Here is a 20,097-nt window from a genome sequence, read left to right as displayed (position 1 = left end):
TGAATGCCACCCCTTATGATAGATTGATAAAAACGATTGCAATTTTCTTCTTGATCCACCAAAATATAACACATAATAATCTTTTAGAAAGGAGCCACGACATGAATGAACTGACACGAACAGAAGTTGAAGAAAAAATTGTCCAACTTGTGATGAATAAGTTGTCGCTCACTGAGCAGCCAGGCCTTGATGATAGTTTAAAAGCTTTAGGATTAAATTCTGTCCAAATTGTCTCTTTTGTTATTTCATTAGAGGACACCTTTCACATTGCGTTTGAAGACGAAGAATTACACCCTGACCACTTCCGCACCTTAGATCGACTCTTTACTTTGGTCAAAACCAAACTGACTAAGACGCTGTGATGACCTGCGCCATAAATAAAGAGCGGTAATGCGAGGAGGCTTCCATCAGCTCCTCATGAGTACCGCAACTTTGAACAGCACCGTCTTCAAGTACATAGATCACATCTGCATTTTGTATGGTCGATAATCTGTGTGCAATTACAAGCAAAGTGCTTCCTCCTTTTGCATCGTCTATCCCTTTTTGAACCTGCCTTTCTGTCTGCCGGTCAAGGGCCGATGTCGCCTCATCTAATATCAGAAAATCAGCCTGTTTTAAAAGCGCTCTAGCGATAGCTAAACGCTGTCGTTGTCCCCCTGACAAGGAAATTCCCCTCTCTCCAATGACTGTATCAAATCCTTTTTCAAGTCCTTTAATGAAGGGAAGAATTTGTGCAATCTCACAAACCTGTTCAAGTTGTTCTTCAGTAATATCAGTTAATCCCATGATGAGATTGAGACGTATGGTGTCTGGGAAGAAATAGGGTTCTTGCGGGACAACGGCTACTCGTTTTAAGAAATGAGATGGCTCTATCTCTGATCGTTCAACGCCATTTACTAAAACGTTTCCGCTATCCGGTTGATAAAGTCCAAGTGCCAGCTTTGAGATAGTCGATTTCCCGCTACCGCTCGCTCCAACAATGGCCACTTTTTTTCCTTTTGGAATATGAAGATTCAAGTCGTTTAAAGCCCCTTTAGATGTTTGTTCATAAGAAAAACAAACATCTTCAAACACCACATCTTCCACAGAATGTATTCGCTTCGTTCCTTTTTCTTCGTTTTCTATTTGCAGTACGTCTGCAATTCGATGAACAGATGCACGTTGGTGGAAAAATTCAAATACATACTGGAATAACTCCTGATAACTTTTCATTAATTGAGAAGCATATTGGTAAATGACGACAAATAAGCCGATTGACATGTTTCCTGCTGCTACTTGATATGTGCCAAACACAAGCACAGATAGTATTCCAAACCATTTCAATGGCTCTGTTAAAAATAGAAGCTTATTTTGAAACTTACCTTCTTTAATGACACGATCCATCATCTTGTTAAATAGCTTTTTATACAAACCGATTTCCCATTTGCGTCGATCAAATGCAACAACTTCTCTTGTAGAAGAAATTCCTTCTTCGACATGCACGAATAGATCTGACTTTCTCTCTTGCACTTCTTTTGCGATGTTTGTTGCCGTTTTCGCCATTTTTTTACCGACAATGAAATAACACGTGCTTGCAAAAAGAAGCAAGAAAAATAATACAGGACTCACAGATAGTAAAATGATCGATAAAACAACGGCCATAAAAATGGTTTGTACAATCTTCGGTATATGTAAAGCAGCTGTGACAGCGACTGTCTTTACATCTTGGTTAAGCTTGTGTAAATAATAACTAACTGGATGAATTTTATATGATCTCATCGATACTTGCTGAAGCTGATCTAACATCTTTTTCTGTAATGAATGGTGGATGGTAAGATAGTTTTTGTGCATCACATATGGACTGGCGACAAACATGACAACATAGACAAGAAAAATAATGGCAAACAGCATCAAGATATAAGGAAATTGTTGATTGCCGCTATTCAAAAGGACATCGTCAATGAGCCACTTTTGCAGCCCGATCATGGCTAAATTAGCTGCTGCTTCAATCAAAACGAGTAAAAGAGCGAGGATGAGCATCCATTTTTGCTTTGTGATCAAAAGAAACAGCCAATTTTTCCTCATGTTACACCTGCCTCCTTTTCTGAACGGTCAGACGCCAATTGATAAAAATGTCCCTTTTTTCTCATCAATTCATTAAAATGTCCAGTTTCTAACATACGACCGTCTTCTATCAAAATAATTCTGTCAAAATGTCTTACAGTAGATAAACGATGTGCGACTGCAATGACAGTAGATTCCTTAAATGTTTGATGTAATGCCTGCTGGACTTTTTGCTCGCTGACACTGTCAAGAGATGCTGTTGCTTCATCGAGTAATACAACACTTGGATTTTTAGCAAATAGCCGGGCAATCGCGATCTTTTGCTTTTGACCACCAGAAAGTTTTAATCCTCTTTCACCAAGTATGGTGTCGTATCCGTTTTCTAGTTCTCTTATAAATGAGTCGCAATCAGCTTTTTTAGCGGCTTCAATGATCTGTTGATCTGAAAGACTTGTATCTCCAAAACGAATATTGTCCTTTACACTCATATTAAATAAAAACGTTTCTTGAAAAACAAACCCCATCGCACCTCTTATTTGACTAGTAGGTAAACAGCGCAAATCAACTCCATCAAGTGTGATCATCCCAGATGAGGGATCATAAAAGCGTCCAATTAATTTAAGAAGCGATGTTTTCCCTCCACCGCTCGTACCGACAAGCGCCACTTTTTCACCACGCCGAATATGTAGATTCATCCCCTTTAATAAAGGAGGATGATTGGGATAATGAAAATCAACGTCATGAAACACGATATCGCCTTCGACTTGATCAAGCAGCATAGGCTGACGAGGCTCTCTAATATCGGGTGTTTTTTTCATAAAATGGTATAAAGGTTCAATTTGAAAGGTTAAGATTCGTTGTTCTGTTAGAAGTGTGACAATAGAAGTAAGCATGTGCATTGCTGAAAAATAATATAGTATATATGCCACAAAACCGCCTGTCGTCAGCTGACCAGTATTTACAAGGTAGATCCCGAGAGCAAATGTAGCTAGAGCACCAATATAATAAGTGAGCCTGCGGTTGCTTCCTCGTAAGTAAGCGAAAAAAACATTTTTTTCATGATCTTGGCGGACTTGTTCATGCAGCTTTTGAATCCGCTCCATGTCCCAATTCATATAACCTAAAATTCTAAGCTCTTCCATTGAAGCAAGACTTTCGTATAATTTTGTTTGCAACGTGCGAAAACCTTCTGCACTTTGTCTTCCGTAGATCGTTGCCTTTTTTTCAAGCCAAGGGCCAAAGATATAGTAGAGAATAAAACTTGGAATAATGATGAGAGTGAGTAAGATAGAAATTTGTATCATAAAGTATAGTGAGATGGCGATAAATAGTGTCTGATTGATAAATTGTGGGAAGTATCGTCTGTAAATTTCTTGTACAGCTCGTGTTTGTGTGTTAACAAAGGAGAGTGTTTCACTAACAGAATGTTGTTCGTAGTATGAGAAACCGAGTTGACGGATTTGCTGGAAGGCAGCAAATTGTGAATCTCTTGAGGCTTGTTCGATTAATTTTCTTTGCCATAAATTTCGTGCAGCTGTCAGTATAATACCAAGTACTATCAAGCCAGTCAGTCCTAACAATAATCCATTCATTTTAGAAAAGTCTTTTGCTGGCAAAATCGTTTCAATAAAATATTGAATAAATTTAGGTATAATGAGTTCGCTCAAGGTAATAACGAATCCACTCATAATGACTAGAATCACTTTACCTGTATAAGGCTTTAAAAATGAAAGTGTCCATAAATATACACGCCATAACTGCTTTGAATCTTTGTCGATTTGTTTCAATCCATCACCAGCCTTTTGCTCTTTTTCAACAAAAAACGGAATTTTTTTACAACTTTTTCGATCCTTGTTTGGATTATATAAAATGTTTCTACTCATGACAATGTGTAATTTGTATCATTATAACAGAAAAGGCAGTGACTTCCATCACCGCCTAATCGTCCTATATTTCACTGTTATCTAGTGATACGCGTATACCAATGGGGTTCTATTTGACGAAAATAATCATGATCTTTTAATACATTTTCTAGTCTTTTGATCATCTCATCCATTTGACCTGGATCAAATTTAATGACCCACATAATCGATGAAAAGATGCTCATTGCGACATATACAGAGTAAAGCTGCCAAAAATCAGCTGGTATTTCCCCATCAAAATACCCATTTATTTGACCAGCCGCAAATGCTTCACTTGTTTCTCTACTGAAAAGAGCTACTTTATAAAAATCATGAATGGGGTCTCCCCAATCAAAATTATTAAAATCAATAACGCCTGCATAGTTATTATTCTTTATAATAATATTCCCTAAATGAAAGTCATCGTGCTGAAATTGGTTAGGCCTTCCCTTCACCTTATCTATGTGCTGTGAGATAAACTGCGCAACTTTTTCATCCCCTTCTATGGAGATACCGCTTTCCCGATAAGCAGCTAAATATCGATGATGCTTTTTCACAACACGCTCTTCCCAAGATTCGATGTGAGATGGCGCTGGGTATGTATGCATGTTTCGTAAATCCTGTCCTGCACTTACCCCGATCGCATACTGCTGTTCTTCTGTTAACTGACTCATGATTTCTTTTGCTTCTTGACCTTCTACAAACGATAAAATATAGTACACTTGCTGTGTTTTGTCTAGAACACCCATTTTCACTGGATTAGCACACTGAACACCGTGACGTCTTAATTGGGAAAGGAGCTCAAATTGCGTCTTTGTTTTGTCATATTGGTCTTGATCTGTGAATCGAAGGACATACTTTTCACCTGATGACATCGTCACGACCCATTTTTCATCTCGAGAATAGCCTTTATCAATTTGGTCTATGGAGATCGCTTTTTTTAATAAGGGAATGTGCTGTACAAGGTCTGTTTTATTCATGGATTGATCCATCCTTCCCACTCTCTTTTCTTCTCACTCTACCAAATTTTTCATTTGAAGAGAATGATCAACAATTCCTATTTATATCGAAACTGCTTTACAATGTTTTTCCATTCTAATATAGTTAATTTATGTAAAGAATAGAAAATTTGTAAAGAGGAGCGTTGCAGATGAATGAAACGACGGATGCCCTTTCACTATCAAGTCAAGTAAAAGATTTGGTCCTGCGTTCTTTGGACGATGATAGCAAGATTTCTATTGGTGCAGATGAAGAGTTAACAAATCACGGTCTCGATTCAATTAAAGCAGTTTCACTCATTTTGGAATTAGAAGAGGTTTTTGATATTCAATTTGCAGATGAGGAACTATTGACAGAGCACTTTTCGACAATCAATAAAATTGTTCATCAGCTGCAAAACAAGTTAGCTGATTAATCTTTAGGCATGAAAAAAAGGCATCTCTTTAAAAAGACATGCCTTTTTTGTTTAAGCAGAAGGTACATCACCCGTTGGACTAATAAGCGAGAGAGCATAATCTTCTGTAAAGATTCTTTTCGATAAATTATTCACGCCGTCTAATGAGACGCGATTGATTTCATCAATAATTTCATCAAGCGTACGATGTTTGCCAAGGAGTAATTCATTTTTACCATTTCGGCTCATCTTGCTGTTTGTGCTTTCAAGACTGAGCATGAGGTTGCCTTTCATTTGCTCCTTAGAGTTTTCAAGTTCTTTCTGCGTAATTCCCTCACGTTTTAAGACGTCTAATGTTTGTAAGATGGTTTCAGATAGCAGGTTCAGCTGCTTCGCTCCAGTTCCACCATAGATCGTCAGCATTCCGTTATCTGCAAATGAACTATGATAGCTGAATACAGAATACGCAAGTCCTTTATCTTCTCTTACGTCTTGGAACAACCGGCTGCTCATGCTACCGCCTAGAACATTATTTAAGACGATTAAGTCATAGATGCCCTGATCTCCAGCAGGAAGTCCGTTAAAGCCCATGCAAAGGTGCGCCTGTTCTGTTTCCTTTTTGCGTGTCAGTTTGTCATAGTGGAATTGCGGGGCTTCGACCGGCTGCTTTTTCCCCTTTCCTTCATACGAGCCAAATAATGTTTCGACCTCACGAATGAAGGTGTCATCGACGTTCCCTGCAACAGAGATGACGACGCGATCCGGCGTATAGAATTCATCCATATATTTTCTAAGGGAATCACCGTTAAAGGTAGAGAGTGTTTCCTCTGTCCCTAAAATCGGATAACCTAATGAATGATCACCGTAAATGGCTTTGCTTAACAAATCATGAACGATGTCATCAGGAGTATCTTCATACATTTTAATTTCTTCATAGACAACATTTTTTTCTTTCTTCAGTTCTTCTTCGTCAAAAGCAGAGTTGAAAAACATGTCACTCAATACATCGAGGGCATACCCAGCATGTGAATCAAGTACCTTTGCATAATAGCAAGTATATTCTTTTGACGTAAAGGCATTCACTTGACCACCAATGCGGTCAAAGGATTCTGCGATATCACGTGCAGATCTCGTCTTTGTTCCTTTAAAGAACATATGCTCTAAAAAGTGTGAGATCCCATTTACTTCTGGTGTCTCATGTCTAGAACCTGTTCCAATCCAGACGCCAATTGCGACAGACCTTACAGTGGGATTGTTTTCAAGTACAATTCTTACTCCGTTTTGGCATGTATACGTTTTGACCAAGTTTTGCTCCTCCTATTCAACAAACAGATCGCATCACGGATGTCTTTTTTCACTTAGGAGGTCAGAAACCGTTCCTAATTCATATCCTCTTTCTTTGATTTGAGTGATAAGTGCGTCAAGACTTCTCGCTGTTGCGTCTGTTGGATGCATTAATATCATCGCCCCATTGTGAATTTTCCCAAGCACTCGTTTTTGTAATACAGCTGGTGATGGTTTTTGCCAGTCGATCGTGTCTACTGTCCACATAATGGTTTCCATTCCTTCTTGTTTCGCAAGCTTTACTGTTTCTTCTTTAAAGCTGCCGCTTGGAGGCGCAAACCATATCGGTTTTTTCCCAAGGGATTCTTCAATTTGGCGATTTGTTTTGATCATCTGCTCTAATGCTCGTTCTCTTGTCAGTGTGCGCATATCCGGGTGATTGTATGAATGATTTCCAATTTCATGACCATCTGCCACGATTTTTTTAGCAAGATCTGAACTGTTTTTCACCCATTTGCCCTCTAAGAAAAAGGTTGCCTTCACTTGATGCTTTTCTAGTGTATTCAACATCTTTGTTAAATGCTCGTCGCCCCAAGCTACATTGATCAGGAATGCATTCATCTTTTTATCTGGATGTCCCTTATAGATAGGTTCAGCACCAAGTTCATGCAAATGGACAGATGGTTTTGTTTCTTTAAAAACAAGCAGCTTTTCATCGAAAGAGCCCTGTTTTTTCATCTTTTCGTAAGAAGCATCGATATCGACTGTCTGTCCATTTAAACCAGGCATCTTTTTCCACACTTTATCAATCTTAGCATTTTGCGGCTTCTCTTCATAGTCAGAAGACTTCGATTCGATCTCTTGATACAGAATATCTTTTGAAACAGATGCTACCTCGGCGTGCTCTTTCATTGAATTCATATATGTAACAGCAGCCGGCTGCTTCATCGTTTGATATGACACGAGCAGTAAAAATACAAACACAAAGAATGGTATCATTTTTTTCAATGGTTGTCCCTCCCCTTTACCACAAATTATGATGGGGAGAAACAAGCTAGAACTATTGTTACGCGCAAGAAAAGAAAGAAGCCTGGCACGGATACCTGGCTTCTAACACATTTTATTTGTTCTCATTAAGACTGCTTTTCTTCTTTTTCTTTTTCTTCACGTAAAACAGCTTTACGAGAAAGGTTCACACGGCCTTGTTTATCGATCTCAGTGACTTTGACGAGTAGTTCGTCACCAATCTTCACGACATCTTCTACTTTGCCAACACGTTCAAGTGCAAGCTCAGAAATATGAACAAGTCCATCTTTGCCGCTGAAGATTTCGAGGAAGGCACCGAATTTTTCAATTCGTTTTACTTTACCTAGGTAAAGTTGACCAACTTCAACTTCTCTGACAAGATCTTCTATGATTTTCTTCGCTTTTTGGTTCATGTCTTCTTCAGTAGAAGAGATAAAGATTGTACCGTCTTGTTCAATATCAATTTTCACACCGGTATCTTCAATGATTTTATTGATTTGTTTACCACTTGGTCCAATGACATCGCGAATTTTATCTGGATTGATTGTCATCGTTAAGATTTTTGGTGCATAACGTGACAATTCTCCTCTAGAAGCTGGAATCGTTGACAGCATGCTATCTAAAATTTCCATTCTTCCTTTTTTCGCTTGTTGAAGTGCTTCTTCTAAAATGTCTTTTGATAGACCATCGATTTTAATGTCCATTTGAAGCGCTGTTACACCTTTAGATGTACCTGCTACTTTAAAGTCCATATCTCCAAGTGCATCTTCCATTCCTTGAATGTCTGTCAGCACTGTGTAGTATTCACCAGATTTAACAAGTCCCATTGCAATCCCTGCAACTGGTGCTTTAATTGGAACACCTGCATCCATCATCGCAAGTGTGCTCGCACAAATACTTGCTTGTGAAGTAGAACCGTTTGATTCTAACACCTCAGACACAAGGCGAACTGTATAAGGGAAATCTTTTTCAGATGGAATGACTGGCTCTAATGCACGTTCACCTAGCGCACCATGTCCAATCTCACGACGGCCTGGACCACGCATTGGGCCGGTCTCACCAACACTGAATTGTGGGAAGTTATAATGGTGCATGAATCGCTTAGACTCTTCAACACCAAGACCATCAAGAATCTGTACATCACCAAGTGCACCTAATGTACAAATACTGAGTGCCTGTGTTTGGCCTCTTGTAAACAATCCTGAACCGTGCGTTCTTGGAAGAAGTCCTACTTCTGAAGAAAGTGGACGGATTTGATCAACGCCGCGTCCATCTGGACGTACTTTCTCTTCAGTAATAAGGCGGCGAACTTCGTTTTTCACAAGCTTGTTTAAGACATCCTTCACTTGTTTAATCGTTGCTTCGTCACGCTCTTCTTCTTCAAATTTTTGAACGACAGCTTTTTTCACAGCACTGATGGCATCTTCACGAGCATGCTTCTCATGTACTTGAATCGCTTTCAGTAGATCCGCTTCAGCAAGTTGTTTTACTTCCTCTGCTAATGCTTGATCGACTTCATATAAAGGAATATCGATTTTTTCTTTACCGACAGCTTTCACAATTTCTTCTTGGAATTCGATTAAGCGTTTGATCTCTTGATGGCCGTACATGATGGCTTCAAGCATCGTTTCTTCTGGTACTTCATCAGCACCAGCCTCTACCATGTTGATTGCATCTTTTGTTCCAGCTACAACAAGGTTGATATCGCTTTGTTCAAGCTGCTCAACGTTTGGGTTGATGATTAGCTTTCCATCTACTCGTCCTACTGTCACGCCAGCGATTGGTCCCTCAAATGGAATGTCAGACACACATAAAGCTAAAGATGAGCCAAACATTGCAGCCATTTCAGATGAACAATCTTGATCCACACTCATGACAATACTAATGACTTGTACTTCATTTCTAAATCCGTCTGCAAATAGTGGACGGATCGGTCTGTCAATTAAGCGGCTCGCAAGGATTGCTTTTTCACTTGGGCGGCCTTCTCTTTTAATGAAACCACCAGGAATTTTACCAACTGCATATAATCTTTCTTCGTAGTTTACAGTGAGCGGGAAAAAATCAAGTGGTTTTGGTTCTTTAGAAGCTGTTGCTGAGCTAAGCACAGCCGTATCTCCGTAGCGTACGAGAACCGCTCCGTTTGCTTGCTTTGCAAGCTGGCCAGTTTCAACTGTCAGTTGACGTCCAGCCCAGTCTATGGTGAAGACTTGTTTCTCTTGTCCCATTCTGAGATAAACTCCTCTCTTGTCGTAAAGTTTTTAGGTTATTTCTTATTATGAACAAAATGATTTTCACATATCAATGTGAAAGCTGTATGTAGAAGGGTTTTTGCCATTCTTTCAACATTTTAACCATAAAATATTAGTGATTATACGATAAAAAAGCGGGAATCCTCCCGCTTTTTACGATTATCGACGTAAGCCTAGTTTGTTAATTAACTCACGGTAACGAGTTACGTCTTTATTACGTAGATACGTAAGAAGATTACGACGTCTACCTACCATTTTCAAAAGACCGCGACGTGAGTGGTGATCTTTCTTATGAGTACGTAAATGCTCGTTCAAGTTGTTAATTGATTCTGTTAGGACAGCGATCTGAACTTCTGGAGATCCAGTATCAGATTCGTGTGTTTTGAACTCATTAATTAATTGAGTTTTACGCTCTTGAGTAATAGCCATCCTGTTTCACCTCCAAATCATGTTAGCCCCATCTACCTCGCAACCGTCGGTGAAGTCGGCCTGCCAAGTAAGTGGTTTTAAAGCTACAGGAATTATCATACTAAAAATATGCCGATTTTGCAAATGATAGAGCGGTTTTTCTGCGATTTTTTTGTTTAATGAAGATGATCTTGAAAAAACTGAATCGCTTCTTCTTTATCTTGACTAATTTGAGCCGTTAATTCTTGGATACCGTTAAATTTTTGTTCACTGCGAATCCGTTTGTACCACTGTAATTTAATCGGTTCACCATAAATTTCTTCATTAAAATCAAAAAGGTTCACTTCAATCGCAGGCTGATCAGGACGTTTTTCATAAAATGTTGGTTTGTAGCCAACGTTACAAACACCGTCATACACCTTGCCTTTCACTTCTGCTCTCACTGCATATACGCCTGTTGGCGGGATGATGTATTCAGCAGACAAACCAACATTGGCGGTTGGAAAGCCAATCGTGCGTCCTCGTTTATCTCCATGAATCACAATGCCGCGCAGCTGATACGGTTTCCCTAAAAGCTCACTCACATATTCAACGTCTCCATTTTTCAATGCGGAACGTATAAGGGTCGAGCTGACTTTCCGGTCTTGGTTGGAAAGCTTAGGTACAATGGTCGCAGAAATCCGCCCTTTCCCGTATTCGTCAAACGTTTCCATTGTGCCTGCGCCAAACCGGCCGAATGTAAAATCGAAACCAGCGACTGCATGCTTCACATTCAGTTCGTCCAAATATTGATCGACAAACTCTTGAGGAGACAGCGCTGCAAAGCTTTCGCTGAATTGCACAATGTATAAGTAGTCAGCACCTAATTGTTCGATAAAATCAATCTTATCCTCAAGCGGTGTGATTAAGTCTTTTGGTTCACGTGCTTTTTGCAGAACATGTGATGGATGCGGATGAAAAGTCATGACAGCTAGAGCTAAACCCTCTTTTTCCGCAATGTTTTTCGCTGCATCAATCACTTTTTGGTGTCCGAGGTGAACACCGTCAAAATACCCTAAAGCCATCACAGACGGGACTTGATCCTTTTGATTCAATGTATGTGGGTGTGAAATATGTATAGTCTTCACGAGATGGTCACCTTTTCTTTAAGATTGCTTGTCCTGTGATAAAATCTTCGCCGGCTTCATCAGGTTCTGTTTGGTCGGGTGCTTCATATAAATCGCCATACAACGGCCTGAAGGAGCAAAGACAGCGACACGATCTTCCTCTGCAAAATGAGCAAATTCATCAGGCATAGGTAGGACTGCACCGTTTTCCACTTTACTTGCTAATGTATCATTTATCTCCCATTTCGGCAAATGATTGAGCGCACGCTCGATCGGCACAAGATGTTCCTCAACCGTTCCTTCCTCGTTGATCTCCTGCAGCTCATCAAGAGTGATACATTCATCTAACGTAAAGTCACCAGATCCAATGCGAATGAGGTGAGACATGTGGGCTGGGAACCCAAGTTTTTTTCCGATATCGACGGCTAACGTTCTCACATATGTGCCTTTTGAACACAGTACGGTGAATCTAAAGGATACCTTTCCATTTTCAAATGTGACAGGTGTTGTCCGCTCGATGCGATGAATTGTAATTTCACGGCTTGGACGTTCAATTTCAATGCCTTGCCTTGCATATTCATAGAGCTTTTTTCCGCCAATTTTTACAGCAGAAAACATGGGGGGTATCTGTTCAATGGTTCCTTCAAATTGTTTCAGCGCAGCATCAATGTCATCTTCTGATATCGGTTCTGACACTTTTTTTTCTTCTACTACTTCACCTGTTTGGTCTTCTGTCGTTGTAGAAAATCCAATGGTGATTTCCGCATCATACGTTTTCGATTTATCTGTTAAGTACTCCACAATTTTTGTCGCTCGTCCAATACAAATAGGCAGAACACCTGAAACCTCTGGATCGAGTGTCCCTGTATGTCCCACTTTTTTTGTGTGTAAAATCTTTCTCACTTTAAACACACAGTCGTGAGAGGTCATGCCTCTTTCTTTATGTAATAAAAGAACACCGTTTTGCACCTGCGTTCTCTCCTTTCATAAACGATGAAAAAGGACAGACGATCATCGCCTATCCTTATTCCAACGTCTTATTCGTGATCTTTTGTGTTTAGTTCAGCAATCAGGCTTTCAATTCGGTTACCGTAATCTACAGATTCGTCGAATTCAAAGTGAAGCTCTGGTGTTTTGCGAAGTCTAATTCGATTGCCAATTTCAGAGCGGATATACCCTTTCGCTTTTGCAAGACCTTTTAAGGTTTCCTCTCTTTTCTTCTCGTCGCCAAGAACAGAAATGTAGACTTTGGCAATTTGCAAATCACCGGATACTTCAACATCCGTTACAGTCAAAAAGCCGATTCTTGGATCTTTTAGCTTTCTGCCAAGGATGTCGCCTAATTCTTTTTTCATTTGCTCACCCACACGGGTTGCTCTCATACTCATGATCTTATCACCTCTAATTAAAACCACTCAGTTTTCGTGATCGTTCGTTCAATTTCCGGAAAAGAATCAATAAAGCTTAACACACGCTGAAGTTCCTTTTCCACTTGAACCCGGGAGGAGGAAATGACGGCGATTCCGATCGAAGTACGCTGCCATGTATCCTGATAGTCCATTTCAGCAATGGTCACATTGAATTTATGGCGCGTTCTTGTCATGATACGCTGCAGAACCGCACGTTTTTCCTTCAGTGAGGATGCATCATAGATCATACACTCACACTCGGTATAACCGATCATTTTCTTTCGATTTCTTGCATAACGAATGATTCCATGACATCACCTTCACGGATATCATTGTATTTCTTAATGGTAATACCACATTCATAACCTTGTGAAACTTCTTTCACATCGTCTTTGAATCGTTTTAATACGTCGACTTCACCTTCAAAGATGACGACGCCATCACGAATTAAGCGGATACCACTGTCTCTAGTAATGGTACCTTCAGTGACATAGCCACCAGCAATTGTACCGATTTTTGATACTTTGAACGTTTGACGAACTTCAACTTGACCGATGACTTTTTCTTCATATTCAGGGTCAAGCATCCCTTTCATCGCAGCTTCAATTTCATCGATGACTTTGTAGATGATGCGGTGTAAGCGGATATCTACGTTTTCTGTTTCAGCTGTGCTCTTCGCATTGCCATCAGGACGTACGTTAAATCCGATCACAATCGCATTAGAAGCACTTGCTAAAATGATATCAGATTCTGTAATCGCTCCAACACCCGTATGGATAATTTTCACTTTTACGCCTTCTACTTCAATTTTTTGAAGAGCTGCCGTCAGTGCTTCAGCAGAACCTTGTACGTCTGCTTTTACGATTAAGTTGATATCTTTCACATCACCTTGTTTGATTTGCTCAAATAGGTCATCGAGAGATAATTTCGCTTTGTCTGAACGCTGTTCATCAAGTTGTTTAGACGCACGCGCCTCACCGACTTGACGAGCTGTTTTTTCATCTTTGAATACGAGGAACTGATCCCCTGCATGCGGTACATCATTTAAACCAGTGATTTCAACAGGTGTAGATGGTCCTGCTGTTTTCACGCGGCGTCCGATGTCATTGACCATTGCACGTACACGGCCAAATGTATTTCCGACAACGATTGGGTCACCTACTTGAAGTGTACCAGTTTGAACGAGAAGGGTTGCAACAGAACCTCTTCCTTTATCAAGCTCAGCCTCGATCACAGTTCCTTTTGCCGCACGATTTGGGTTGGCTTTTAGTTCTGCTACTTCGCTGACAAGAAGGATCATTTCGATCAATTCGTCAATGCCTTCACCTGTTTTTGCAGATAAAGGAACGAAAATGGTTTCGCCGCCCCAAGCCTCAGGTACAAGACCATGCTCAGTTAATTCCTGCATCACGCGGTCAGGGTTCGCTGTTGGTTTGTCAATTTTATTGACAGCCACAATGATTGGCACCTCTGCCGCTTTTGCGTGGTTGATCGCTTCAATCGTTTGCGGCATGACACCGTCATCTGCTGCAACGACCAAGATCGTCGTATCTGTTACTTCAGCACCGCGTGCTCGCATCGTAGTGAAAGCTGCGTGTCCTGGTGTATCAAGGAACGTGATTTTCTTACCGTTTTCTTCAATTTGGTATGCACCAATATGCTGCGTAATTCCACCCGCTTCGCCTTCAACAACTTTCGTTTTACGAATGCTGTCAAGAAGCGTTGTTTTCCCGTGGTCAACGTGTCCCATGATCGTTACTACTGGAGGGCGTACTTGCATATCTTCTTCTTTATCTTCAACTTCATACTTTTCAAGTTCAGTTTCTTCTAAAATGATCACTTCTTCTACTGGAACACCATATTCAGAAGCAATTAATTCGACTGTATCTTTGTCGAGCTCTTGGTTGATCGTAGCCATGACACCAAGCATCATCAGTTTTTTGATGATTTCAGCAGTTTCTTTGCCAAGCTCGTCAGCAAGCTGGCCGACTGTCATTGAATTTGTAAATTCAATTTTTTCAGGAAGCTCTTTTTTCGGCTTCACAGGTCTTGCTTGCTGATGCTGCGCCTTGTTGTTGCCGCCGCGTTTATTTTTGTTTTTGTTTTGGTTGTTGTTTTTTTTGTTTTTATTAAATTGATTATTCTGCACGTCATTCTTCTTTCTATCATTGTTTTTGTTAGATGATTGTTTTTTTTGTTCTGCGGGTTTCTCGTTAGCTGTCTCTTTTGCTTTGGCTTTTTTATAGATAGCGTCTAGCTTTTTCACAGTGTCGTCTTCAAGCGTCGCCATGTGGTTGTTCACTTCCACGTTCATATCCTTAAGCGCTGCTATAATATCTTTACTTGAAACATCTATGGCTTTTGCGTATTCATATACTCTCACTTTAGCCATTCGTTCACCCCCAAATAAATTAATCGAGCAAGCTTATGAGCTTCTTAGCGAAGCCTTGGTCAGTGACAGCGACAACTACGCGAGCTTCCTTCCCTATAGAACGTCCGAGAACGGAACGGTCTTCAACTTTTCTAACCGGAACATTGTAAAATTTGCATTTGTCAGATACCTTTTTCTCTGTGTTGGATGAGGCATCTGCTGCAAGAAGAACCAGCTTAGCACGCGCATGTCTAATTTCTTTGATCACCAGATCTTCTCCTGACACGACTTTACGAGCTCGATTTGCTAGACCAAGCAAAGGATACCATTCAGATTCAGTCATTAGGTTTTTTCACCTTTTCAGCTAGTTCTAGTAATTCTTCAAAAATGTGTTCGTCAATCTGTGTCTGAAATTGCTGCTGTAAACTACGTTTGTTCTTCGCCGCAAGAATGGTTTCTTTATCGAGAGATAGGTAAGCGCCGCGCCCGTTCATTTTTCCGGTTGCGTCAACAGACACTTCACCTTCTTTTGAACGAACAACGCGAATCAGTTCTTTCTTTGGTTTCATTTCTCCCGTCACGACGCATTTTCTAAGCGGGATTTTTTTTCGGCTTTTCACCTTTTATATCACCTCTTATTCGTCAGATTCCTCAGCTACTGGTTCAGCCTCTAAGAAAAGAGATTCAGAGTCTTCAGTTCTTGGGAAAATACCGAGTTCTCTTGCATCTGTTTCGCTTTTAATGTCAATCTTCCAGCTCGTTAATTTCGCTGCAAGACGCGCATTTTGACCTCTTTTACCAATGGCTAATGACAGCTGATAATCAGGGACAATGACAGTTGTCGCCTTATCTTCTTCATTTACAATGACATCAAGAACTTTTGAAGGACTTAACGCATTGGCAACAAATTCAACCGGGTCATTAGACCAATGAACAATGTCAATTTTTTCGCCTTTCAGCTCATTGACAATTGCTTGTACACGCTGACCTTTAGGTCCAACACAAGAACCAACTGGATCAACATCAGGATCATCTGTACGAACAGATATTTTAGAACGGTCCCCTGCTTCTCTAGCGACAGATTTAAGCTCTACAGTACCATCATAAATTTCTGGCACTTCGATTTCAAATAAACGCTTTAAAAGACCTGGGTGTGTTCTTGATACATAAATTTGTGGTCCTTTTGTTGTTTTTTCTACTTTCGTAATGAACACTTTAATACGGTCATGTGGTTTGTAGTCCTCATTTGGCATTTGTTCGTTTACCGGAAGAAGGGCTTCGATTTTGCCAAGTGACACGTAAATGAATTTACTGTCAATTCGCTGAACGATTCCCGTCATGATGTCTTCCTCACGATCGATAAACTCAGTGTAAATCACACCTCGCTCTGCTTCTCTCACTCGCTGCGTCACGACTTGTTTCGCTGTCTGAGCTGCAATGCGTCCGAAATCTTTTGGTGTGACTTCAATTTCAACGACGTCACCAACCATGTAATTCGGGTTCATATTTGCTGCATCATCTACAGAGATTTCAAGGCGAGAATCATACACTTCATCTACAACATCTTTTCTTGCGAATACGCGAATCGTTCCCGTTTCACGGTTCAAATCAACACGCACATTTTGTGCTTGATTAAAATTACGCTTGTATGCAGAAATGAGTGCAGCTTCTATCGCTTCAATAATAATTTCTTTACTAATGCCCTTCTCTTTCTCAAGAACAGTCAGGGCATCTAACAACTCACTACTCATTTTTATGGTTCCCCCTTATATCAATGAAAAGGTTAATTGAACGAAACTGCTAATCTTGCGTTAGCGATTTTTTCGTATGGAATATTGATCTCTTTCTTTCTTGTCTTGATCTTCACTGTCACTGTTGCAATCTCACCATCAAAGCTTGTAAGCTCACCTTCAAATGCCTTTTCACCATCAATTGGTTCGTATGTTTTCATGAAAACATTTTTTCCAAGTGCTTTTTCAAAATCAGCTTTTTTCTTTAATGGGCGCTCCGCTCCAGGAGAGGACACTTCAAGAAAGTAGTTTTGGCTAATTGGATCTGCCTCATCAAGCTTTTCGCTCAAGGCTTCGCTCACTTTGGCACACTCCTCGATATCGACGCCTTTATCAGAGTCAATAAATACGCGAAGGAACCAGTTTTGACCCTCTTTGACAAATTCAACATCAACGAGTTCAAGCTGTAAGCCATCTAAAATTGGCTGCACCATGTCGCTTACGATATCCACTACTTTTTTGCTCATTCTCTTCCTCCTTGTGCTTTCGATAAACGCTCTTATCAATCATTCTGCATAAAAACCCTGCTTTATTGTGAGCAGGGGGAGCAGAAAACGGATGAATAATGTCGAGACAAAAATTGCCTGTTCAATACAAAAGAGCGGGTTTCCCCACTCTTGTCTCGGTAATCGTTAGCATTTCCATAAAAACTATACCATATCCAATTTTTTTATGCAAATGAAGTTCCTTATAAACAGGCATTCTTCATCAGTTCTTTTCATTCATTCTTTTGGCGTGTTCACGAATGATTCCTGCCTCCCGGCTCTCCTTTAAAACTCGAAAACCATCATAATCCGGGTAGAGGGAATCATCGTCTTGAATGCTTGTTAAAATCCAAAATTGGCTACCTGCGCCTCCGAGCTGTTCAATTGTCTTCAGCCAGCTATCATATACATCAGGACGGGCTGTTTGATTTTGATAGCCAAACTCTTCTAATACAACAGGTTTTCCGATTGCGTTTCCTCGGGTGATATGATCTTTGATCCATTTCACTCCCCATGCAGCAGACTTATTCCAGTGATCCGGGTATAAATGATAGGTTCCATAATCAATATGAGGGAGAGCAGTCAAACGATCCCAATCAACACCTTCTCCTCCACTGTAAAACCAATCATCATGACCTGTCATGCGAAAGAACCCTTCGTCTCCTACAGCAACAAGATGATTCGAGTCAATTGATTTGATCCATGCACTCATTTCATCTGCCCAGTTTACTAGTATATCTCCCGAAGGGTCTGACTGAGCGCGCGGCTCATTGGCGAGCTCCCATGTCATAATAGCAGGATCATCTTTATATTGAACACCTGAGTACGTATTGGTTCTCTCTAATACATAGCGCACATAGTTTTTGTAAGCTGTTTTAATCCGAGGATCTGTATAAAAGTGATCATGTGATCCTGCCTGAAACCACTTCACATATTGATTCATCCCGCCAAAATCATCCCAATTGTTCACGAGCGGGATGACCAGCTTGATTCCTTCCTGCCCTGCTTTATGAATCGCATAGTCTAGTTTTTGAAAACCGGATTCTTCATAAACACCTGGACGAGATTGTAAGACTGAGTTTTCTTGAGGGGTACCATCGTGAAATCCCCAAATACGAATAACCTTTAAATCCATTGCCTTCATATCGTCAAAAACAGCATCTACCATCTTTTTTGATTTGTAATGGAAATAATAATTATTTGTGCCAGCAAAGTAAAATGGGTGGTTGTTCAATACAAAATGTGTACCAGATGTTTGCACATAGGAGGAGGCCTTTACGGTCAGAGTGAACCAACCCGCCCATAAAGTGATCAGCATCATAAAACAAGCCACCCGTTGAACCCATTTTTTCATTCCATTCTCCTCACAATCTCTTATTCTACTGGTACGATGATATCTAGTTGAAGAGGTGTATGTTTGGTTGAGTCAAGTTCAATCGTCTGCTGCTGCAACATTTTACTTTCTTCACCAATTCGAACCTCATACGTCCCGTGAAACGCTGGACATGTCACTTGGCCATTCGCATCTGTTTTTTCCACTCTTTGTGTCGTCCATTCCTGCAGTAACTTTTCATAACGCCTGCCTGCTTCATTTAACGACCAATCATGATTCACGATGGCTGCGTGCTCACCTCTCCAATGAGCACCTGCCCAAAATCCCCACATCAGCACACCTTTTACGGCTGGATGACTAAAGGCAACCCGATATAAAGCTTCTAAGTTATCCGCTCGTCTATTGGCATCCGGATGAACAGAGTCATACTCTGTCACCCATATCGGTAGACCAAGCTCAGCAAGCACATCTAGTCTTTCTTTTACAACGACTGGATCCACTCGATCTTCAAAGTGACCTTGAACTCCAATGGCCTCAACTGGTGCCCCCAACTGACGAAGTTCATTGATATGTGCTTTATATGCGTGATGTTCGCCGTATGAGATTACATTATAATCATTGACAAACAGCAAGGCTTGAGGGTCAATTTTTTTCGTTTCTTCATACATCCATTTCCAAATCTGTTTCCCAAACCGGTCTTTAAAAAATGAACCATGCATCATTTCGTTGTTTACATCCCAATGACGGAATTTCCCTTTGAAATGATTGCCTGCATGCTCAAGCCGCCTTTTCATGGCTTCATATACTTCATGATTCGGTAATGATTTCAGCCAGTTTGGATTGGCATCCTCTACCTCCCAAAATAAGGCGTGCCCCCTCACTGGAATTTGGTGTCTATTGGCAAAATTCAGCATGGCATCTGCTTTTTCGTAGGTTATTTTCCCTCGTTCAGGCTCATTTGCATACCATTTTGCCTCATTTTCAAACACAGCCCAATTAAAATGTTGAACAAAAAAATCAGCATACGTTTGATTGAATAGTACTTGGTCATTCATTGCTGAACCAAATGCAAATTCATGTCTGATTTGTTTTATTTCAACCTCTATTCCGGCTAAGGGTTTTTTTTCTTTATCGATGACGTTTATGACAAGCTCTCTTTGTCTATGTTGTAAGATTCGATCATTTGCTTCTTTTCTCCAGCTTTGATTTTCTTGTTCCTGTGATCCGCCATTCGATGAATGATTCATAAATTCTTTCTTTTTAACCATATTGACATCACCTTTGCTTTCACTTCATTTA

Annotated in this window: 20 protein-coding genes; 2 read left to right on the top strand and 18 right to left on the bottom strand. The window is 40.4% G+C overall.

Translation table 11 applies throughout. The features are described from left to right. Positions 1-101: 101 nt before the first annotated feature. Positions 102-362 (top strand): phosphopantetheine-binding protein, encoded by a 261-nt coding sequence (locus tag ABG082_RS08180; RefSeq protein ID WP_041507289.1) that lies wholly within the window; start codon positions 102-104, stop codon positions 360-362. Here ABG082_RS08180 and ABG082_RS08175 read toward each other — a convergent pair. The 3 genes from ABG082_RS08175 to ABG082_RS08165 form a co-directional block, all read right to left on the bottom strand. Further along, positions 349-2,064: an ABC transporter ATP-binding protein gene (locus ABG082_RS08175; RefSeq protein WP_348936741.1), complete on the bottom strand. Its 1,716-nt coding sequence runs from the start codon at positions 2,062-2,064 to the stop codon at positions 349-351. The genes ABG082_RS08180 and ABG082_RS08175 overlap by 14 nt on opposite strands. Further along, entirely contained in the window at positions 2,061-3,830 is a 1,770-nt protein-coding gene (locus ABG082_RS08170; RefSeq protein WP_348936740.1) for an ABC transporter ATP-binding protein, read from the bottom strand. Before ABG082_RS08170 ends, ABG082_RS08175 begins: the two co-directional genes overlap by 4 nt. Positions 3,831-4,003: 173 nt before the next feature. Next, complete coding sequence (locus ABG082_RS08165; RefSeq protein ID WP_348936739.1) at positions 4,004-4,924, bottom strand: aminoglycoside phosphotransferase family protein; 921 nt, start codon at positions 4,922-4,924, stop codon at positions 4,004-4,006. 170 nt (positions 4,925-5,094) lie between these two features. On the opposite strand from ABG082_RS08165, the gene ABG082_RS08160 reads away from it, so the two are divergent. Further along, entirely contained in the window at positions 5,095-5,358 is a 264-nt protein-coding gene (locus ABG082_RS08160) for an acyl carrier protein (protein WP_052463354.1), read from the top strand. 51 nt (positions 5,359-5,409) lie between these two features. Here ABG082_RS08160 and ABG082_RS08155 read toward each other — a convergent pair whose 3' ends face one another. The 15 genes from ABG082_RS08155 to ABG082_RS08085 all read right to left on the bottom strand — a co-directional run bounded on the left by ABG082_RS08155 (position 5,410) and on the right by ABG082_RS08085 (position 20,066). Beyond that, complete coding sequence (locus ABG082_RS08155; RefSeq protein WP_041090488.1) at positions 5,410-6,642, bottom strand: pitrilysin family protein; 1,233 nt, start codon at positions 6,640-6,642, stop codon at positions 5,410-5,412. 33 nt (positions 6,643-6,675) lie between these two features. Next, a complete protein-coding gene (locus ABG082_RS08150) occupies positions 6,676-7,620 on the bottom strand; it encodes a polysaccharide deacetylase family protein (protein WP_231131730.1) in 945 nt (314 codons plus the stop codon). Between the two features lie 134 nt (positions 7,621-7,754). Continuing rightward, the gene (gene pnp / locus ABG082_RS08145; protein ID WP_348936738.1) at positions 7,755-9,872 is read right to left on the bottom strand and encodes a polyribonucleotide nucleotidyltransferase; all 2,118 of its coding nucleotides are present in this window, start codon (positions 9,870-9,872) and stop codon (positions 7,755-7,757) included. A 183-nt stretch (positions 9,873-10,055) separates the two neighbouring features. After that, the gene (rpsO, locus tag ABG082_RS08140) at positions 10,056-10,325 is read right to left on the bottom strand and encodes a 30S ribosomal protein S15 (RefSeq protein ID WP_008354438.1); all 270 of its coding nucleotides are present in this window, start codon (positions 10,323-10,325) and stop codon (positions 10,056-10,058) included. A gap of 155 nt (positions 10,326-10,480) precedes the next feature. Then, on the bottom strand, positions 10,481-11,431 hold the full coding sequence (gene ribF / locus ABG082_RS08135; RefSeq protein ID WP_048001557.1) for a bifunctional riboflavin kinase/FAD synthetase: 951 nt from the start codon (positions 11,429-11,431) through the stop codon (positions 10,481-10,483). Between the two features lie 18 nt (positions 11,432-11,449). Further along, positions 11,450-12,379 carry a tRNA pseudouridine(55) synthase TruB gene (gene truB, locus ABG082_RS08130; protein WP_282833616.1) on the bottom strand — a complete coding sequence of 310 codons (930 nt, stop codon included), beginning with the start codon at positions 12,377-12,379 and terminating at the stop codon, positions 11,450-11,452. Between the two features lie 68 nt (positions 12,380-12,447). Further along, positions 12,448-12,798: a 30S ribosome-binding factor RbfA gene (rbfA, locus tag ABG082_RS08125; RefSeq protein WP_007499525.1), complete on the bottom strand. Its 351-nt coding sequence runs from the start codon at positions 12,796-12,798 to the stop codon at positions 12,448-12,450. Between the two features lie 17 nt (positions 12,799-12,815). Continuing rightward, on the bottom strand, positions 12,816-13,094 hold the full coding sequence (locus ABG082_RS08120; RefSeq protein ID WP_017359071.1) for a DUF503 domain-containing protein: 279 nt from the start codon (positions 13,092-13,094) through the stop codon (positions 12,816-12,818). Beyond that, positions 13,091-15,211, bottom strand: a complete 2,121-nt coding sequence (gene infB / locus ABG082_RS08115) for a translation initiation factor IF-2 (protein ID WP_007499526.1) — start codon at positions 15,209-15,211, stop codon at positions 13,091-13,093. Before infB ends, ABG082_RS08120 begins: the two co-directional genes overlap by 4 nt. A 19-nt stretch (positions 15,212-15,230) precedes the next feature. After that, positions 15,231-15,533: a YlxQ family RNA-binding protein gene (locus ABG082_RS08110; RefSeq protein WP_007499528.1), complete on the bottom strand. Its 303-nt coding sequence runs from the start codon at positions 15,531-15,533 to the stop codon at positions 15,231-15,233. After that, complete coding sequence (locus tag ABG082_RS08105; protein ID WP_008344742.1) at positions 15,526-15,810, bottom strand: YlxR family protein; 285 nt, start codon at positions 15,808-15,810, stop codon at positions 15,526-15,528. The genes ABG082_RS08110 and ABG082_RS08105 overlap by 8 nt, the downstream gene beginning before the upstream one ends. A gap of 15 nt (positions 15,811-15,825) precedes the next feature. Beyond that, positions 15,826-16,941 carry a transcription termination factor NusA gene (gene nusA, locus ABG082_RS08100; protein WP_003211013.1) on the bottom strand — a complete coding sequence of 372 codons (1,116 nt, stop codon included), beginning with the start codon at positions 16,939-16,941 and terminating at the stop codon, positions 15,826-15,828. A gap of 32 nt (positions 16,942-16,973) precedes the next feature. Continuing rightward, positions 16,974-17,447 (bottom strand): ribosome maturation factor RimP, encoded by a 474-nt coding sequence (rimP, locus tag ABG082_RS08095; RefSeq protein ID WP_008344744.1) that lies wholly within the window; start codon positions 17,445-17,447, stop codon positions 16,974-16,976. Between the two features lie 241 nt (positions 17,448-17,688). After that, complete coding sequence (locus tag ABG082_RS08090; RefSeq protein WP_272511502.1) at positions 17,689-18,819, bottom strand: cellulase family glycosylhydrolase; 1,131 nt, start codon at positions 18,817-18,819, stop codon at positions 17,689-17,691. Positions 18,820-18,839: 20 nt separating this feature from the next. Beyond that, positions 18,840-20,066: an endo-1,4-beta-xylanase gene (locus tag ABG082_RS08085; protein ID WP_076821707.1), complete on the bottom strand. Its 1,227-nt coding sequence runs from the start codon at positions 20,064-20,066 to the stop codon at positions 18,840-18,842. Positions 20,067-20,097 lie beyond the last annotated feature (31 nt).

This window comes from Bacillus sp. BS1807G30, from assembly GCF_040047675.1.
Taxonomy (GTDB): Bacteria; Bacillota; Bacilli; order Bacillales; family Bacillaceae; genus Bacillus; species Bacillus altitudinis.
Note: the sequence above shows the minus strand (reverse complement) of the source record. Positions and strands in the feature narration are given on the sequence as shown.

Excerpts from the sequence above, each read along its gene's own strand:
- ABG082_RS08180 (WP_041507289.1), top strand. The coding sequence starts at position 102 with ATGAATGAACTGACACGAACAGAAGTTGAAGAAAAAATTGTCCAACTT.
- ABG082_RS08175 (WP_348936741.1), bottom strand. The coding sequence starts at position 2,064 with ATGAGGAAAAATTGGCTGTTTCTTTTGATCACAAAGCAAAAATGGATG.
- ABG082_RS08165 (WP_348936739.1), bottom strand. The coding sequence starts at position 4,924 with ATGAATAAAACAGACCTTGTACAGCACATTCCCTTATTAAAAAAAGCG.
- ABG082_RS08160 (WP_052463354.1), top strand. The coding sequence starts at position 5,095 with ATGAATGAAACGACGGATGCCCTTTCACTATCAAGTCAAGTAAAAGAT.
- ABG082_RS08150 (WP_231131730.1), bottom strand. The coding sequence starts at position 7,620 with ATGATACCATTCTTTGTGTTTGTATTTTTACTGCTCGTGTCATATCAA.
- pnp (WP_348936738.1), bottom strand. The coding sequence starts at position 9,872 with ATGGGACAAGAGAAACAAGTCTTCACCATAGACTGGGCTGGACGTCAA.
- rpsO (WP_008354438.1), bottom strand. The coding sequence starts at position 10,325 with ATGGCTATTACTCAAGAGCGTAAAACTCAATTAATTAATGAGTTCAAA.
- rbfA (WP_007499525.1), bottom strand. The coding sequence starts at position 12,798 with ATGAGTATGAGAGCAACCCGTGTGGGTGAGCAAATGAAAAAAGAATTA.
- ABG082_RS08120 (WP_017359071.1), bottom strand. The coding sequence starts at position 13,094 with ATGATCGGTTATACCGAGTGTGAGTGTATGATCTATGATGCATCCTCA.
- infB (WP_007499526.1), bottom strand. The coding sequence starts at position 15,211 with ATGGCTAAAGTGAGAGTATATGAATACGCAAAAGCCATAGATGTTTCA.
- ABG082_RS08110 (WP_007499528.1), bottom strand. The coding sequence starts at position 15,533 with ATGACTGAATCTGAATGGTATCCTTTGCTTGGTCTAGCAAATCGAGCT.
- nusA (WP_003211013.1), bottom strand. The coding sequence starts at position 16,941 with ATGAGTAGTGAGTTGTTAGATGCCCTGACTGTTCTTGAGAAAGAGAAG.
- rimP (WP_008344744.1), bottom strand. The coding sequence starts at position 17,447 with ATGAGCAAAAAAGTAGTGGATATCGTAAGCGACATGGTGCAGCCAATT.
- ABG082_RS08090 (WP_272511502.1), bottom strand. The coding sequence starts at position 18,819 with ATGAAAAAATGGGTTCAACGGGTGGCTTGTTTTATGATGCTGATCACT.
- ABG082_RS08085 (WP_076821707.1), bottom strand. The coding sequence starts at position 20,066 with ATGGTTAAAAAGAAAGAATTTATGAATCATTCATCGAATGGCGGATCA.